Consider the following 17,645-nt stretch of genomic DNA (forward strand, 5'->3'; position numbering starts at 1 on the left):
AGTGATACTGCATATATTGATCCGCTTCCTCCTGATATTCCTACCACTATCTTCAATATTATCTCTCCTTATATGTACCTATAGGCGGTCAAAGACCGCCTAAAAATATATTATTTTACTTTGTTCTCTGGATCTCCTCCGCCTGTCCATGGATCTAGACCTTTTTCCCAAGCTTCTTTATATTCGTCGAAAGTCATCAACTTTGTGAATATACTTAAGTCTCTTAAACCATTCTCATGCATTTCTTGAGTCTTTGAGTGAATAGCATCAGTAAGTGAAATAACTTTATATGCCCTAGCTAAAGCATCTGTAGCAGTTGATCTTACACATACATTAGTCCAAGTACCGGTTACAACAACTGTATCTATATTTTCTTCTCTTAAATAAAGGTCTAAGTCAGTATAAGCAAATCCACTATGTCTTCTCTTCTTTACTATATATTCATCTCCCTCAGGCTTTAACTCAGTAACAAAATCTGATCCCCAAGTTCCATCTACTGCATGAACTGGTCTTACTTTAAAGTCTGCATCATTTTTTCTATGAGCCTCTTGAATATGAACTAATTGTACGTCATCTTTACCTTCAGCATTTCTTTCTCTTACCCATTTAAAAATCTCTTGTAGCTTTGGAGTTATTATTGCTGTTCCCTCACAAAATAAAGCTCCCTTTGGATTAGCAAAATCATTCAACATATCTATTATTAAAATCGCATGTCTTGGCATTGTTAAAACTCCCCCTATTTTTTTATTATTTTTCGTTTTTTATTAGAAAGTTATCTTTCTAGGTAAAATTTGTATGCTTTGTCTCTTAATAAATTGACCAAATCCTGGTTTTGCCTTTATTCCTTTAATTTCTCTTATATGCTTATCTATTACTTCTGGATGATTTATTCTATAGCTATTTTCATATTCTGCACTGTGTAAGTATGGATATTTACTAAATTCGTCAGCATATTTTTCATCTATTCCTTCTGGGAAATTATGAACTATCGTTTTCAATTCTTCGTCTGTTAATCCTGCTAGGACACTTTCTTCTATATCTTCGAATACTAAATGTCCACGTACTATAGTTTTTGCAACTTTACCTTTTAGTTTCATTCCTTCAAGTGGGGAATATCCGCACATTGAAGCTTGCTTCTTAGGCTCAATAACCCATTCCTTATCTAAGTCGATTATTGTAAAGTCTGCATCTGAACCTATGTGCATAGCACCCTTCTTTGGATATAATCCATAATGTATTGCTGCATTAGTTGATAATATTTCAACTAATTTGCTTAGAGATATTCTTCCTTTATTGTATCCTTCACTAACTATGATAGGTACCATTGTTTCTACACCTGGTATTCCTGGAAATGCTGTCCATATGTTCATTCCTTCTCTAGCTTTTTCACTTTCTATTTCATAAGGAGCATGGTCTGTAGCTATAAAGTCGATACTACCATTATTTATTCCTTCCCATTGCTCTTCATTATCTTTCTTAGTTCTTAATGGTGGAGCTATTTTAGCAAAAGCACCATATTTTGTCATAGATTCTTGATAATTTAAGGTTAAATAGTGAGGACAAGATTCAGATGTTACGTTTAACCCTCTTTTCTTTGCTTCCCCTACTAGTTTTGCTCCTATTCCAGTACTCATATGAACTATGTGAAGTCTAGCTCCTGCATCCTCTGCAAAAGATATACCTAATTCAATTGCAACTTTCTCTGCTAATTCCATCCTTGCTTCAGCCCAAGCTGGTCCGTCCATTCTACCTTGTTTTTGGAATTCCTTTACATAATAATCGCACATGGAATAATTTTCAGCATGGATTCCTACTGGAAGTCCAGTTTTAGCTACTGCTTTAAATGCTTCATACATTTCTGGATCTGTAACTCTTGGGAAAGTAGGAACTGATGGTGTCATATAAGCCTTAAAGGCAACAACTCCATAATCAGCTTGTTCTTGCACATGATCAAGCCATCCTTCTCTTACATCCTCACCTGTTACTCCACCCCATAAAGCAAAATCTACTAATGCTTGTGGTTGTATTAAATCAACTTTCAATTGCAATTGTTTTGCACTTCTTACTGATGGAACAGAACAGCAAGGCATATCAATAATTGTAGTTACTCCACCAGAAGCTGCAGCTGCTGTACCTGTTAGGAAATTTTCTCTGTGAGGAAATCCTTGATACATAAAGTGAGTATGTGAATCTATACAACCTGGTAATGTTAAATGTCCTTCTGCATCAATTATTTCCTTTGCCGCTATGCCCTCAATATTATCTAAAAATCCAGCTATCTTTTCATCTTTAACTAAAATATTAGTTATTATAGTATCGTCGCCTTGAGGAATCCTTGCATTTTTCACAATAATATCATACATACTTAGCTCTCCCCTTTTTAATTAAATTTGTACTAATAATAACATATTGTTTAAAAATATGCCTTGTTAGTTTACTATAAAAATACATCTTAAGATTAATTATTATGACAAATCTTTTGTATATTTTATATAATATTTTTGTATATTTTCCATATATCTTTTTTTGAATAACTAGTTATAATAGTGACTAAATAATATACATATATTTATATGATGTAGTAAATTATTTAAATAATATTGGGGAGGGAATTAAATGACATTAAAACTAATTGACCTATCTCAAGAGATTTATCAAGGCATGAGTGTTTTCCCAATGCATCAGAAAACATTTATAATGACTAATATGACACATGAAGAAAATATGAAAGCTACTGGAAGTAAAACCTTAGGATTTTCTGCAAGAAATCTACTTATTAGTGAACACGGTGGCACTCATAGTGATGGTGTATGGGAGTTTAATCCAGAAGGCCCAACTATAGACAATATGCCTTTAGAATACTTCTGGGGCTCAGCCATATGTCTTGATTTATCTCATATAAGATATCCGAACTATTTCGAACCAAAGGATTTGGAATCTGCCTTATCTCGTTCTGGACAGGAGATCCGACCAGGCGATATTGTTTTACTATATACTGGTCATCATGATAGAACCTTTGGTACAGATATGTTCCAAACTGATTATTCAGGATTAAGCTATGAAGCTGCAAAATGGCTAGCAGAAAAGGGTGTAGTAAATATAGGTGTAGATGCTCCTGCAATAGATTTAACTCCAGATGATACAAACTTTTCAGCCCATCTAGTTTGTGGAGAATACCATATAACCAATACTGAGAATTTGTGCAATTTAGACAAATTGATAAATAAAAGGTTTTTATATATTGGATTACCTTTAAAAATTAGAGACGGCACAGGTTCGCCAATCAGAGCAGTTGCATTATTAGAAGAATAGAAAAGCGCCAAGGGGCAGCCCCTTGGCTTATTATTTAGCTTTCTTTAATCGATGCTTGTTTATTTTCAACAACTAAACTTTTTATTATATTCATTTTCCCTGTATTTTTGTTTTTCTTAGAACTTTTTATAAGAAAGGATAAGGTACATAAACTTTTCCCATTTCATAATCACACTCAATTATTTCACCAGGCGAAATCTTTTCTACATATGTCAATGTTCTTATAACCATTCCATGACATACCATAATCACTTTATTATAATGAACATAATATTATATTTATAGCCTTCAAAATAGCTTCTTAACTTGAATATTTCAATGGTTTAAGGTATAGTATATTTAAATAAATATACTTGATAAAGGAGGATTAACATGAATAGATTGAGATTATCTATCCACTAGCGATAGAAAGAAAATCGAATGGCCTCTTTCTGTTGCTAGGCATTTAAACAGGAGGCTAAGAATGAATATAGTGAGCATCAACAAAATTATAACTTAATATATAATACATTTTTAGCTCCCAATAAATATTATTTGAATTGGCTATTCCAAATCATATATTAAGGGGGCAGCACTATGTACGAATCAATTCGTGTTAAAAATATTGATCTTGAATATAATGGTAAAAACATTCTTGATATAACCGAGCTAACTATTTACGAAGGAGAAAGAATAGGACTTATTGGAAGAAATGGTTCAGGTAAGACATCTCTTCTTAGAATCCTTTCAGGTAATCTAAAGCCAACTGGCTGTGAAGTTATTCATAATGGAAATGTTGTAATGATCCCTCAAATTCTCTCAGACCAAAATCAAAACATTAGTATCTCTAATTACTGGACTTCATTATGGCAAATTAATGCTAAAAGTACAACTGTTATGAGTGGTGGAGAAGAAACACGCTATAGAATTTCAAAAGCGTTTTCAGAGCAGGCAGTGTGTATCTTAGCAGATGAACCTACTTCCCACTTAGATCAAGAGGGAGTCGAACTTTTAATTCAACAACTCAATTACTATACAGGTGCACTTGTTATTGTAAGCCATGATCGTTACTTCTTAGATTCCACTGTCCATAAGATTTGGGAAATTAAAGATAATGGGATTTTGGAGTATTATGGTAATTACTCTGATTATTTGAATCAAATTGAGTTTGAACGTAAACAACAAGAAAAACAATATAATATATATGTAAATGAAAGCCAAAGGTTAATACGCTCGATAGAAACTATAAAGAATAAAGCAAACAAGCTACAAACTAAGCAAGTTGGAAAACCAATAAAAAATAATACTCAACAAGATGGTAGATTAAGCGGTCAAAGACCTATTGGAAGTAAAGAAAAAAGTATGAATAGGATAGCAAAAAGTATGGAAAGAAGATTAGAAGACTTGGAAGAAGTAAATGCTCCGTCAGTACAAAGCAAAATATCCTTCAGGCAAAGCGAAGCCGTTAAATTATATAATGACTTTCCAATCATGGGGGAAAATGTTTGTAAAAGTCTAGGAAATACGCATCTCTTTGATGAAGCATCATTTGTCATTCCATTAGGCAAAAAAATAGCCATTACTGGTGATAATGGTGCAGGCAAAACAACTTTTCTCAAAATGATTTTATCTAATGATGAAGGTTTAACAATTTCTAAAAAGGCCAAAATCGGATATTTTAAACAACAAAATTATAAGTCAACCAGCAATGAATCTTTACTCCAATTTCTATCTCACGACTCAGATTATAAGTCTCATGAGTTAATTGCGATGCTGGTACAAATTGGATTTGAAATTCAGGATATTAGAAAGTCATTAAGCCAGCTTAGTGGTGGTGAACTTACTAAGGTAATGCTTGTTAAGATGTTATCCGGACAATACAATATACTTTTAATGGATGAGCCTTCCACATTTCTTGATACACAGAGTGTTGAAGCATTAGAATCCATGATGATAGCATATCAGGGGACCATCGTATTTGTCTCTCATGATATAAGATTAATAGATAATGTAGCAGATATTATTTATAAAATAAGAGATAAAAAGCTGAATAAAATAAAGGGTTAAATATAAATTGAAATATAGCTAAAGCCAGAGAACCACTTCTCTGGCTTTAGCTTATTCTTTCATCCGATCTATTTTTTCTCTTATATTCTTATAATCATCATCCCTAATAATTAAAAAACCTCTTTTAGACTTTAAATCCTGTAGTCCTGCACATGCTATATGGCATCCATTTATCACTATAATAAAGTCATATTCCTCACTCTCTATAGCATAACTAAATTCAAATTCTTTATAATCAGATTTTATTTTGTCTACAATACTAGTACGGTCAAATCTTGAGTTACAGCCACCACAGTATTTTATACCTACCTTCACCTATTCACCACCATTTAAAATCTTTCTAGCAAAGGATAATAATTCCTCATCGACTTGATTAACTAGAATCACCTTATCTATTGAATCTCCTAGTTTTTCTTTTAATATACTTTCTACGATCTCCTCAGTAGTAATCTGAGCAGAGGGACACCCATGGCAATTGCCAGTTAATGTTATCCTCACTATTTTCCCAATAACAGAATTGACCTTTATATCTCCCCCGTGCAATTTAAGCTGCGGTCTAATAAATTTATCTACCACATCTTCTACCTCTTTTAATAAGATATCCTTCAAAGCTAAACCCTCCACTTAGATTATTCCTTTTTATTTATTAAATACTATTATTTATCCTTGCTAGTATCTACTTGTGCAATTTTTCTCGCCATTTCCTTCTTAGCCTCAAGATTTCCTTGTCGTGCAATCATTATTCTCTGAGCTTGCGGCGAACCAGCACCATGCATGGATTCAGTTCTATATCCAACTGCTGCAGTACCTAGTGTAATATTTTCTATCAACCTTAATACCCTCATACGATTTTCTGTTGAAGTTCCAGTTTTTCCGACTAAATATTTCTCAACATATTTTCCTATTTCTGGGTCTTTGAAATCCTTTTCTGATGGCATCGTAACCATCAATCCACCTGCTATATCCTCTGCTAACCTTGCTATTTCGTATGGGAAACGGGTTACATTTTGCTTACATACATTCGCTAATAATAAATCAATTAAATAATTTCCTGAAGCTGTTTTACTTCCCTCTGCTGAACAGGCAACAGCACATGCCCATAGGGTTTCATTTAAATGCATCATCTCTATTAGTTTATCTTTTATATGACTAGCCTTATTTGCACCATTATAATCTGCCGCCAAAGCTGCTGCACCTATTAATACATCACCTACACCTGTTTTACATGCATAGGATTGTCTATGATATCCAGCAAACCTTTCCACTAGCATACCAGCATATTTTGCCTCTTTACACATAAATATCCTATCATTCGGAACAAATACATCATTGAATATGACCAATGCCTCATGTCCGCCAAAATTAGCATTTCCAAGGTCAACATCTGCACCTTCTTCTAACTTTCTTGTATCACAGGATTGGCGACCATAAATCATTATTACTCCTTCTGCATCAGATGGAACTGCAAAGGATACTGCATAATCTTTGTCCTCTTCTTTTAATGCAATAGTAGGCATTATTAAATGTTCATGGGAATTTACAGCTCCTGTTTGATGAGCCTTTGCTCCTCTTACTACTATCCCGTCTTCTCTCACTTCAGTAATGCGAAGATATAAGTCAGGGTCTTCCTGTTGAGATGGAGAAAGTCCTCTGTCTCCCTTTGGATCTGTCATTGCTCCATCTACTGTATAATCATTTTCCTGAATGAATTTTAAGTAGTTTACAAATCTCTCATGATAGTTTGTTCCATATTCCTTATCCATTTCATAAGTAGTTGAATAGATTGCATTAAAAGCATCCATACCTACACATCTTTGAAAACAAGAAGCAGTTTTTTGCCCCAATAGTCTTTGCATCTTTATTTTTTTGATTAAATCTTCAGTACTTTGATGTATATGACAGAATCTATTAATTACTTCTCCTGTTAAATGTGACTTTGTAGTCATTAAATCTTTATATTCTTCTTGCTGAGCTAATTCATAGGTCATTGCTACTGAATTCATAGATGGTCTAATTATTGGATGGTCCACAGGGTTTTCAATAAGTTCTCCAAACATATATACCTTTAAATTCAACTTCCTTAAACTTTCTATATATTCCTCCCTAGTCATTAATGCCATTTAATACATCTCCTTTTAAATATATTTATACACCTTTTCTAATATGAGAGTTCATCGCTATCTTCTCATATTAGAACTTATCAGCAAATCTACCTTCCCATTCCTTTATAAGTTCATCTCTAAAATCTGGATGAGCTATATTGATCAAGGCCCTTCCTCTATCTTTTAGGGTCTTTCCCTTAAGATTTGCTACTCCATATTCAGTAACTATATAATGCACATCATTTCTTGAAGTAGTCACTGCTGCACCCTCATCTATTATAGATACTATTCTTGAAACTGTTCCCTTTGCAGCTGTAGAAGGCATTGCTATAATAGATTTTCCATCCTTTGCCATAGATGCACCACGAACAAAATCTACTTGCCCTCCTACCCCACTAAATTGTTTCTTTCCTACTGAATCCGAAACCACTTGCCCCATTAAATCCACTTGAATACATGAGTTAATGGACACCATTTTATAGTTTTTCATAATTACACAAGGATCATTTACATAATCTACAGGATGCATTTCTATATTTGGATTGTTGTTTACAAAATCATATAGTCTTTCTGTCCCCATCAAAAATGTAACTACCATTTTATCCTTATGCAAGGTTTTCATTTTATTTGTAATTACCCCTGCTTCATATAGTTCCAATACACCATCAGATATCATTTCTGAATGGATACCAAGATCCTTTTTATCCTTTAGGAAAAGCAGTACAGCATCTGGTATTGCTCCAATACCCAATTGTAAAGTTGAACCATCTTCAATTAAGGATGCACAATGTTTTCCTATTAAACGTTCAACATCTGATATCTTTGGCGGATTTAAGATTGGTAATAGACTATTAGCCTCTACAATATAATCTAAATTCTTTATATTGATAAAAGAATCTCCTAAAGTTCTTGGCATTTCTTCATTTATCTGAGCAATTGTTATCTTAGCACATTCTACCGCTGCCTTTGTGTAATCCACAGATGTACCTAGGCTACAATTTCCATTTCCATCTGGGGCACTAACAGTAACTAATGCAACGTCTACAGGCAACTTTCCTTCTCTAAATAGTTTTGGTACCTCATAGAAAAAACAAGGAGTATAATCTGCTCTACCTGAATTTATTGCCTCTCTAGTAGATCCACCTGCAAATAAAGCATTATGTCGAAAATGTTTTTCCATACCTTCTTTTATATATTCGCTTTTTCCCATTGGAACCATATGAACTATTTCCACATTCTCATATTCATCTTTATTTGCCACCATGGCTTCAATAAGTAAAGAAGGTTCTCCTACAGCATGACCTATAACTACTCTATTGCCAGATTTTATATGTTTTACTGCTTCTTCTTTAGATACTAGTCTTTTATTATATTCTAATCTCCAATCCATCTAATCACCCCTAATACAATCTAGCAAAAATACCTTTTATTTCGTCTCTTGATAACTCTGTATAGTTATTTGCTAATAATCGTTGTTGTTTCTCAAGTACCGATACTGTAAATTCCTCAATCTCCTCTTCCTTCATACCATATTCTTTAAGTGATTTTTTCGGTAATAAATTATTCAATATTTTCTCAAGCTCATCATATACATTTTCAACTGTAGTTCCGATTAAACCTCCTAACATCTTATTTACATCTTTGATTTTTCCATTTGGATTCAGTCTATTGTATGTCTTAAATACTTCTACAAAGAATTGATAATTCACTTCTCCATGAGGTACATGATAAGTTCCTCCTACTGGATAGGATAGAGCATGAACTGCTCCTACTCCAGTGTTTGCAAAAGCAATACCTGCATAATTACTTGCAATTAGGAAGTCCTCTATTATTTCTGTTCTATATTCTTCGCCCTTTTCAATAATTTCTAGGTAGCCCTTTAATATGATCTCAATTGCTTTTATACTAAATAGCTCAGTATAACAGTTAGACTTTGGTGATACTAAAGATTCTATTGCATGTATCAAGGCGTCTATAGAACTGGTTACAAAGAATTTATACGGTAATGTTTTTACCATTTCAGGTATCATTATTGCATAGTCCGCATATAACTCATCTATTGCTAATCCCATTTTTGTTCCTTTGGATTTTAATTCAGCTATAGAAATATTAGTAGCTTCACTACCAGTACCGCATGTAGTAGGAATTATTATTAGCTCCTTGTCTTTTATCATTGGGATGGTTTTTTCAAATAGTTCCAATGTATTTGCTGCATCTTTAATTACAAATAATTTTGCAATATCAATTACAGAGCCTCCGCCGATTGCAATTATTCTATTAAATTTAATATCTTTTATATCATTAAATATTCTATCTATCATTTCATCTGACGGTTCTCCTAAACCGTATTTTTCTTGGTATACAATATGACATGGTAAGTTTAAATGTCCAAAATAAGGCTGATAAATATACTCATTAGTCAGTACTAGGTCTTTTTCGGTTATTGGAAACGCCTTTATAAATTCAGTACAGCTATTAAACTTATATATTTCAGGTTTTACAACTAATTGTCTCATTTAATCCACTCCTTTTTGATATTTAAGCCCAAATCTCCTCATCTGTAGGTGCAGCTATTCCTGTTTTTACAAAGGCTACTCTAGATACATTTATTAGATGTTTATAGTTTAAGTTCTCTGATATACTATTGTTTCCCCAAGTTCCACAACCTAAAGTAGTAGTAGGTGATAAACTATTAAACAAAGAACCACCTGCTGTAGTAGATGATGGTGCATTTACTACTAATCTTGAAACAGTAAGATTTAATCCAGCATATCTTATATGCTCCTGGCTATTTGAGTGAATTGCAGTTGTATGTCCTTTCCCTTCTAATTCAAGGTTAGTTTGAGCGATTGCTACTGCCTCTTCAAATGTATTATATGGCAATACTATCATTACAGGGCACATCTTTTCTTTGCAAAGCAAATCTTCTTTTCCAATACCAGTTGGTTTTAACAATATTACTTTAGTTTCCTTTGGCACTTCAACGCCTGCTAAATTTGCAATAAATTGTACTGATTGCCCTACTATATCCCCATTTATCATTCCATTTTTAAATAAAACATCTCTAAATTTACTTACTGTTGCTTCATCTCCAGCATAGAATGCTCCATTTACTTCCATTGCTTTTACGATCTCTTCATATTTATCTTGAGGCACTATTATAGATTGCTCTCCTGAACAAATAATTCCATTATCAAATATTCTTCCTGCTATTACTTTTTGAGTAGCTTCTATGAAATCTATATCTCTATCTATGATTACTTGAACATTACCAGCACCTACTCCAAAGGATGGTTTTCCACTTGAATATGCTGATTTAACCATGGCCATTCCACCTGTAGCTAATACAACATCAGATTTTTGCATTAATTCATTGGTTAATTCAATTGATGGTTCTTCAATTATTTGAATTAAACTATCAGGTGCACCTAGTTTTTTAATTGCCTCATTCATCAACTCTACTGCATGGGCACTTGATTTTTTTGATCTTGGATGAGGAGCTACAATTATTGCATTTCCACCTTTTAACGCAAACATTGCATTACACATAGGTGTAACAATTGGGTTTGTAGTAGGGGTAACAGCACAAACTACTCCTATAGGTTTAGCTATAGAAATCAATCCATTTTCATAGTCTTCATCTATTATTCCTATGGATTTTTTACCCTTCAAGCTATTCCAAATGGTCTTAGATTTCCCCCTATTTTTCGCAACCTTATCTTCATATACTCCCATTCTTGTTTCTTCTACTGCTTCCTTTGCTAAAATCTCAGCGTTATCATAAATTACCTTACCCATTGCTTTTACAATATTATCTACTTGTTCTTGAGTAAATTTTTCAAATACTTTCTGAGCTTCTCTAGCCTTTTCTACCATTACATCCACAACTGTTTTATCCACTGAACCATCCCTCTTTTCTTATTTATTCTTAGTTATTTAATATTGCAAGAAATGTGCCATTACTAAAAAAAATATAATGTTTTTCCTTCACCGCTATCTCCCTCGTTAAATAATTAACTATTCTATGCAAAAAATATCCCCAGTTAGAACTGTTGCATTATTGCATCATCTTTATTGGGGATATTTGATATTTTTTTAACTATATTGGCTAAAATAAGAACTTTCCTTTTCTTTATGCAACTGATGCATTTTCGCAACTAATTGCATTTTCGCAACACTCATCTGTATTTCTGTCTCTTTCGTACAAAAGTAGCAGGGTCAATTTCTAATACCTTTGCAGCATCACGCACGTTACCATATGTATTAAAAGCAATTTCTAGCAGATGTTTTTCAACTTTATTTAGTGCTTGTTTTAATGGCACTATCTCATTTTCATTGATCACATTCTGTACTTTATCCCAAGCCAATATGGACTTAGGAAGATCAGGTTTACTAATTATATCTTTCTCTGACATTACCATTATTCTTTCAATAATATTTCTAAGTTCTCTTACATTCCCTTTCCATTCATAAGCATATAATATCTTGAGTGCTTCACTGGATATGGTTTTTTTAAACCTATATTTCTTATTTAATTTGTTTAAGAAATAATGTATAAGAGGTATGATATCATCTCGCCTATCTCTCAAAGGAGGTATTGTAATTGGCACTATATTTAATCTATAGTATAAATCCTCTCTAAATAACTTTTCTCTTACCATTTCCTCAAGATTTCTATTAGTTGCTGCCAGAATTCTCACATCTACAGTTATCTCTTCTACTCCACCAACTCTAGTAAATTGTCCATCTTGGAGCACTCTTAGAAGTTTTACCTGCATATCAAGGGGCAATTCTCCTATTTCATCTAAAAATATTGTCCCTCCATCAGCTACTTCAAACAACCCTATTTTCCCTTCCTTATTTGCTCCTGTAAATGCTCCTCTTTCATACCCAAATAATTCTGCTTCTATTAATGTTTTAGGTATGGATCCACAATTAACCTTTATAAATTGCTTAGTTTCCCTATTACTATTTTTATATATTAACTTTGCTATTTCTTCCTTACCTACGCCAGTTTCTCCTGTGATCAACACTGTTGTATCAATAGGTGCCACTCTGATTGCCATTTGAATGATATCTAACATCTTCTTATCCATAGCAATTAAGTCGTTATTCTTTAACAATTCTATTTTCATAGCTTCTAATTCTACAGAATATTTCTTTGTCAAGTTTTCTTTTTCATCTAGTTTTTCTTTTAATTCATAGAGTTCAGTAATATCCCTTACATTTGTAACTACCATAGTAATATCTCCTGCACTGTTAAATACTGGAGTAGATGTGACTAAGGCTTTTTTTCCAGTCTTAAAATTTTGTTCAATTGTATTTACCTTCCTATCTTTTAATACAAGTAGAGTTGCAGATTGAGATATATATCCTTCATTTACAAGATCATTCATATTACGCCCAATTAGCTCCTCGATTTTTATACCAGCAATCCTCTCATAAGCCTTATTTACCATTATTGTATTAGCTCTTCCATCAGTTATGTAAATTCCATCATATGATGAATCCAATATATCACTTATCCTTAAATGTAGACCTTCTTCAGCAAACAAAGCAATCACCCCTTTCTGCATTAATTATACTATATTTTAACATAAATACGAACTACCTTTAAGTAGGGAAAAAACATTAAAAAATAAATTGCTTAAAATATTTTAAGCAATTTATTTTTATAACGTATATAAAATCTCTCATTTAATTTTGATTTTTAAAATCTCTGACATAATTGGATTTCAAAAAGTTCTAATGATTTCATAGAAACTTTTTCTAATTCCCCTGTTTAATCTTACTAATATTTTTTATTATTATAGATATAGTTCCATCTGGATTATTTACAAACTCAATTATATTTCTATCTCTATAAATATCAACTGGTATATCCAGTTGGATACCATTATCCATCTTGATCTTGTGTACAGTTAATTTCTTTTCTGGTTTTTTCCCTTCTAAATCTACAACTTTATTGACTCCTGCCTCTTCAACTCTTTCTATATATTCCTTTTTTATATCAGGATTATTTCTAAACATTGCATTCGCAACATTTTCCACTTCAATACTACCGCTATCAAGATTATCATAAATTGCTTCTTTTATTTCAGATACCTTATCGAAATCGTCATCATAATATCTCTTAGTTATATCTTTAGCTACTTCTCTCATGACCTTGATACTTTCCTTAATAGAAAGATCTGTATCACAACTTAAAAACATCTTAGAAAAATATAATATCTTTTCTCCCTCAATATCATATTCTCTTTCGAATATCTTTAGAGATAAATCTTCTAAGTTGATTAATGCTGCTTCGATATTTTTCTGTGTTTCTGATGGAAACATTACTTTATTTACAACTATTTTATTTAATGTTCCAGAATCACCATAATCAACATAATGAGTATATCCTTCCTTATAGTTAAACTTTATGATAATGAGATAATTATGACCTTCAATATTTAAGGAGGCCATTAACAAGTCGCCGCTAGGTATTTCAATATATCTTAACATAAGTTCATATAATTTCTCTGCAATAGATATACTAGCATCAATGAAATCTTCATTGATATTTTTAATCAAATCTTTTATCTGTGAGTTTTCAATAAATTTTCCTGACTTAACAGCTTGATCATTAAATATCCTTTCAATGTGTTTTCCAATAAATCCTTGTATTTTTTCATCGTCTAACTCTAATTTCTCTTTAGAATAAACAGGTAGTGCAGAAGTAGAGTCGAGTATGTGAAGTATAGCATTGTTTATTTTTATTTCCAATAGTATTCACTCCTTGAAATTAATCACTCTCTATCTTATCACTTATTTCCTACAATTAAAATCACAAAATTAAAGGATATACCTAAGTAAAGGTATATCCTCTTGGCTTATCATTGCATCATTTTCCTAATAACTCTTTAATTTTAATGGCTATCTCTAGATTTAACCTATGATTTGGATCTTCCAAGTCCATTCCTGTTATTTCACTAATACGAGTAATCCTATATAAAACTGTATTATAATGTGTAAATAACTGTTCTGATATTCTAGTTAAATTTCCATTATTTTTGAAATATACATCTAAAGTCTTAACTAATTCTGTAGATTTTTTCTTATCATAATCAACTAATGGTTTTAGTGTAGAGTTGTAAAAATCTTCTAATTCGTCTACTAAACTATCCTGAGATAAGATTTTGAATATACCCAACTCATCAAAGGTTACTATCTCTTTATATGTAATAACCTTTCCTATCCTTACAGTTCTGACTGCATCTTGAAAACTCTTATCTACATTACCTAAACCCTTATATGTTCTTCCTACTCCTATCTTTACATCTAAATTATCACATTTATTAGATATACATTCAACGATTTTCTTATTGAAATCCTTGAGCCGATCTGAAATTTGTTTTTTATCTTGAAAACTTAATAGGATTTGAACTCCATTAGCTTTAGTAGATACTATCCCCCTTAAGTTTAAGTATTGCATTAATTCTTCTATGGTATGAACTACTGGGTTTATAAAATCCTGTATGTAATCAATTAATGTATCAGTTTCATTCGATTCATTTTTGTGCTTAAAACTCATTACTTCTATCACATAATAATCTTCAATCTGTAAATTAAAAAATCTCGCCCTATCTAATGCCTTTTTCTTTCTCTTTGAATCTATAGAAATTAAGTCTTCAAAAAATTCTGACCTATATCTAATTTCCACTTCCTTAACTGATAGCTCCTGTAATATTGAAAGTGCTATAGTAGTTGAAGCCGACTCAATTATAGCTAGGTCAAAGCCTCCCAAGGGCATATCTGTACCCCAGGTAAATAGATGTCCATATATATGGTCTCTTAGTACTATGGGCATAATCATTCTTTTAATATACTTTCCATTAATAAGGACCTTATCCTCAATTAACTTTTTTAATCTATTCTTTGTATTATTGGATTCATAAAATTCTTTTACTTCTTTAGTTAATTCCGAGCTATATGATTCATTTGTTCCATTAACACATTCAATTATTTCGTTTGAAAAGCTTAAGTGAAGGATTACAGGATTTTTAATATTTTCTTGAACTATTTGAGCTAAGTCTTCTAATCCATTGCCCTCTAGCATAGCACCCATTAATCGTTCATGAACCTTTTCAATTCTTTCTAGTAATGATGCTTGTTTATTAAATATCTCTTTAAAAGTAGACATCATTATATCTGATAAAGGAATAGATGAGTGTATATCTATTATAGGAAAACTTAAATCATTAGCTAAATCAAGAACCTCTGAAGAAAGTGTCTCTATGTAAGGAGATATCTTTATGCCAATACCTGCTAACTTCTTTGATGCACACTCTTTTATAAGTTCTATTTGAGCGTCTATATTATCCTGTTTAAAAGAATAAGCAGTTGTTAGTAAAAATTCACCTTCCGCTGTCCATTCTAATATATCTGGGTCTGCCATTATGTTTACTCTAGATATGGTATTTCTAGCCCCCCTAAATCCTGCAATCAAACTAGAGGATTTCATTACATCAAGCTTTAACATGTCCTCTATACTGATACCATTTTGTCTAGCCATAGATAACAACTCCTTTTTTCAAAGTAAAGCAGTATGGTGCCATAAAATCATGGACACAGGCGATTATTTTTGCTTGATTTTTACAATCCATAGGAAAGTCCTTTCTTAATTTTTCGCAAAAAGAACTTGACCTAAATGGATTTTAAAAGCTACCTATAATCCTTTGATGAAAGCTTTTTTTGTATGTTGAATTATAAATTGATAATCATTAATTACATAAATACTCTCTGGATATTAATCAAATGGTTTTTCAATCCTTCTTCCTTTTACATATCTTTCTACTATATACCTATCATCACCTATATAGATAAACTTCTGGAGCCTTTCTTCTATTGACAACTCATTTATATCTGATAAAGAACTATCATCAATTACTAGAGCATCAAATTCATAGCCCTTTTCGAAACTTCCTACCTTGCCAAAGAAACTTCCACCGCCCTTAGTTCCAAGGAAAAATCCTTCACTAAATGTAAGTGGTGCCAATTCCTTATTTGAATTTATCCAAGCCATTTTAGAAGCCTGAATAGTTCCTGCTATGATATTTGGTATGCTTAAACTATTTCCACCAGAAATATCTGAGCCTAATCCCACCGGTACTCCCTTGTTCAAAAATTTCCTAACTGGCATTATACCACTTGACAAATTATAGTTTGAATAAGGGCAATGTGCCGCATAGACCCCATTTTTAGCCATTAAATCAATCTCTTCATCAGTGTTATATATGCAATGTGCCATTATGGTACTAGTTTGACCAAATAGATTAAAGTCATCATAAACAGAAGCGTAATTTTCAGAATTAGGAAAAAGCTCTTTAACCCAAATGATTTCAGATTTATTCTCATTTAAGTGAGATTGAACAGGTATTTTATAATCAATAGCCAAGCCTGCTAAACTCTCAAGTAATTCTTCGGAACAAGTAGGGATAAACCTAGGTGTAACAATAGGTTTAACCCATGATGATTTATTCATATATTCTTTTATTATTTCTTCAGTATCAACTATAGATGCTCTTGTATTTTCTGTAAGATAAGGAGCAGTATTTCTATCCATATTTACTTTTCCTACATACGCTCCTAAACCAGATTCTATAAACATATCCAATAAGAGTTTAGTACTTTCTTTATGAATACTTGCAAAAACACCTGACCTAGTAGTTCCAACTCTCCATAGCTCATTTATAAGTCTAGAAAACACTTTTCTAGAATAATCTAAATCACTATATTTTCCTTCCTCAGGAAATGTGTAGGTTTCAAGCCAAGGAATAAGTTCCTTATCTAATCCTAAACCTCTGTTAGGATATTGAGGAGCATGAAGATGTAAATCAACAAATCCCGGTATAATTAATTTATCAGAAAAATCTTGAATTGTATAGTTTTTGTAAGATTTATCTAACTCGCTACAAATATCTACTACTTTTCCGTCTTCTACTATTATGTACGAATTCTTATGAATTTGGAATTTTTCTTTTGTTGGAGTAAAAGCTATATTACCCTTTAGTACTATTTTACTCATAATTCAACACCCCTTATATTATTATCTAGACTTTCAACGGATATTAACCAACATAACTTCTCATTTATATTATAATATTATCTAGATAACAATCCTATGTAGATATTATACAAATTCAA

The 17,645-nt window shown here is 32.1% G+C and carries 14 protein-coding genes; 2 read left to right on the top strand and 12 right to left on the bottom strand.

Features of this window, described 5'->3' with window-relative positions; translation table 11 throughout:
• Nucleotides 1–110 precede the first annotated feature (110 nt).
• Both RDK80_RS06535 and RDK80_RS06540 read right to left on the bottom strand, forming a co-directional pair.
• The gene (locus tag RDK80_RS06535) at nt 111–722 is read right to left on the bottom strand and encodes a cysteine hydrolase family protein (protein WP_094904054.1); all 612 of its coding nucleotides are present in this window, start codon (nt 720–722) and stop codon (nt 111–113) included.
• Nucleotides 723–764: 42 nt separating this feature from the next.
• Complete coding sequence (locus RDK80_RS06540) at nt 765–2,363, bottom strand: dihydroorotase family protein (RefSeq protein ID WP_094904053.1); 1,599 nt, start codon at nt 2,361–2,363, stop codon at nt 765–767.
• 253 nt (nt 2,364–2,616) lie between these two features.
• Here RDK80_RS06540 and RDK80_RS06545 point away from each other — a divergent pair, with 253 nt between their 5' ends.
• On the top strand, nt 2,617–3,312 hold the full coding sequence (locus RDK80_RS06545) for a cyclase family protein (protein ID WP_308523806.1): 696 nt from the start codon (nt 2,617–2,619) through the stop codon (nt 3,310–3,312).
• A 576-nt stretch (nt 3,313–3,888) separates the two neighbouring features.
• Complete coding sequence (gene abc-f / locus RDK80_RS06550) at nt 3,889–5,358, top strand: ribosomal protection-like ABC-F family protein (RefSeq protein ID WP_308523807.1); 1,470 nt, start codon at nt 3,889–3,891, stop codon at nt 5,356–5,358.
• Nucleotides 5,359–5,409: 51 nt separating this feature from the next.
• Here the strand turns inward: abc-f and RDK80_RS06555 are convergent, their stop codons facing one another.
• From RDK80_RS06555 to guaD, 10 genes are all read right to left on the bottom strand, one after another.
• The gene (locus tag RDK80_RS06555; protein ID WP_094904050.1) at nt 5,410–5,673 is read right to left on the bottom strand and encodes a hypothetical protein; all 264 of its coding nucleotides are present in this window, start codon (nt 5,671–5,673) and stop codon (nt 5,410–5,412) included.
• Entirely contained in the window at nt 5,674–5,967 is a 294-nt protein-coding gene (locus tag RDK80_RS06560; RefSeq protein ID WP_158220179.1) for a NifU family protein, read from the bottom strand.
• A gap of 47 nt (nt 5,968–6,014) precedes the next feature.
• Nucleotides 6,015–7,478, bottom strand: coding sequence for a 4-hydroxyphenylacetate 3-hydroxylase family protein (locus RDK80_RS06565; RefSeq protein WP_094904048.1), 1,464 nt, complete (start codon nt 7,476–7,478; stop codon nt 6,015–6,017).
• Between the two features lie 70 nt (nt 7,479–7,548).
• The gene (locus RDK80_RS06570; RefSeq protein WP_308523808.1) at nt 7,549–8,850 is read right to left on the bottom strand and encodes an acetyl-CoA hydrolase/transferase C-terminal domain-containing protein; all 1,302 of its coding nucleotides are present in this window, start codon (nt 8,848–8,850) and stop codon (nt 7,549–7,551) included.
• Nucleotides 8,851–8,860: 10 nt separating this feature from the next.
• Nucleotides 8,861–9,976, bottom strand: a complete 1,116-nt coding sequence (locus RDK80_RS06575) for a 4-hydroxybutyrate dehydrogenase (RefSeq protein WP_216562671.1) — start codon at nt 9,974–9,976, stop codon at nt 8,861–8,863.
• Nucleotides 9,977–9,998: 22 nt separating this feature from the next.
• Nucleotides 9,999–11,360, bottom strand: a complete 1,362-nt coding sequence (locus RDK80_RS06580; RefSeq protein ID WP_308523809.1) for an aldehyde dehydrogenase family protein — start codon at nt 11,358–11,360, stop codon at nt 9,999–10,001.
• Nucleotides 11,361–11,638: 278 nt separating this feature from the next.
• Nucleotides 11,639–13,015: a sigma 54-interacting transcriptional regulator gene (locus RDK80_RS06585; RefSeq protein WP_308523810.1), complete on the bottom strand. Its 1,377-nt coding sequence runs from the start codon at nt 13,013–13,015 to the stop codon at nt 11,639–11,641.
• Nucleotides 13,016–13,229: 214 nt separating this feature from the next.
• Nucleotides 13,230–14,225, bottom strand: coding sequence for a nucleoid-associated protein (locus RDK80_RS06590; protein ID WP_308523811.1), 996 nt, complete (start codon nt 14,223–14,225; stop codon nt 13,230–13,232).
• 118 nt (nt 14,226–14,343) lie between these two features.
• On the bottom strand, nt 14,344–16,014 hold the full coding sequence (locus tag RDK80_RS06595; RefSeq protein ID WP_216562705.1) for a PucR family transcriptional regulator: 1,671 nt from the start codon (nt 16,012–16,014) through the stop codon (nt 14,344–14,346).
• A 234-nt stretch (nt 16,015–16,248) separates the two neighbouring features.
• The gene (gene guaD / locus RDK80_RS06600) at nt 16,249–17,526 is read right to left on the bottom strand and encodes a guanine deaminase (RefSeq protein WP_308523812.1); all 1,278 of its coding nucleotides are present in this window, start codon (nt 17,524–17,526) and stop codon (nt 16,249–16,251) included.
• Nucleotides 17,527–17,645 lie beyond the last annotated feature (119 nt).

Origin of the sequence: uncultured Tissierella sp., from assembly GCF_902479755.1 — a bacterium.
Classification (GTDB): Bacteria; Bacillota; Clostridia; order Tissierellales; family Tissierellaceae; genus Tissierella; species Tissierella carlieri.

Excerpts from the sequence above, each read along its gene's own strand:
- RDK80_RS06540 (WP_094904053.1), bottom strand. The coding sequence starts at position 2,363 with ATGTATGATATTATTGTGAAAAATGCAAGGATTCCTCAAGGCGACGAT.
- guaD (WP_308523812.1), bottom strand. The coding sequence starts at position 17,526 with ATGAGTAAAATAGTACTAAAGGGTAATATAGCTTTTACTCCAACAAAA.
- abc-f (WP_308523807.1), top strand. The coding sequence starts at position 3,889 with ATGTACGAATCAATTCGTGTTAAAAATATTGATCTTGAATATAATGGT.
- RDK80_RS06575 (WP_216562671.1), bottom strand. The coding sequence starts at position 9,976 with ATGAGACAATTAGTTGTAAAACCTGAAATATATAAGTTTAATAGCTGT.
- RDK80_RS06570 (WP_308523808.1), bottom strand. The coding sequence starts at position 8,850 with ATGGATTGGAGATTAGAATATAATAAAAGACTAGTATCTAAAGAAGAA.
- RDK80_RS06545 (WP_308523806.1), top strand. The coding sequence starts at position 2,617 with ATGACATTAAAACTAATTGACCTATCTCAAGAGATTTATCAAGGCATG.
- RDK80_RS06565 (WP_094904048.1), bottom strand. The coding sequence starts at position 7,478 with ATGGCATTAATGACTAGGGAGGAATATATAGAAAGTTTAAGGAAGTTG.
- RDK80_RS06535 (WP_094904054.1), bottom strand. The coding sequence starts at position 722 with ATGCCAAGACATGCGATTTTAATAATAGATATGTTGAATGATTTTGCT.
- RDK80_RS06595 (WP_216562705.1), bottom strand. The coding sequence starts at position 16,014 with ATGGCTAGACAAAATGGTATCAGTATAGAGGACATGTTAAAGCTTGAT.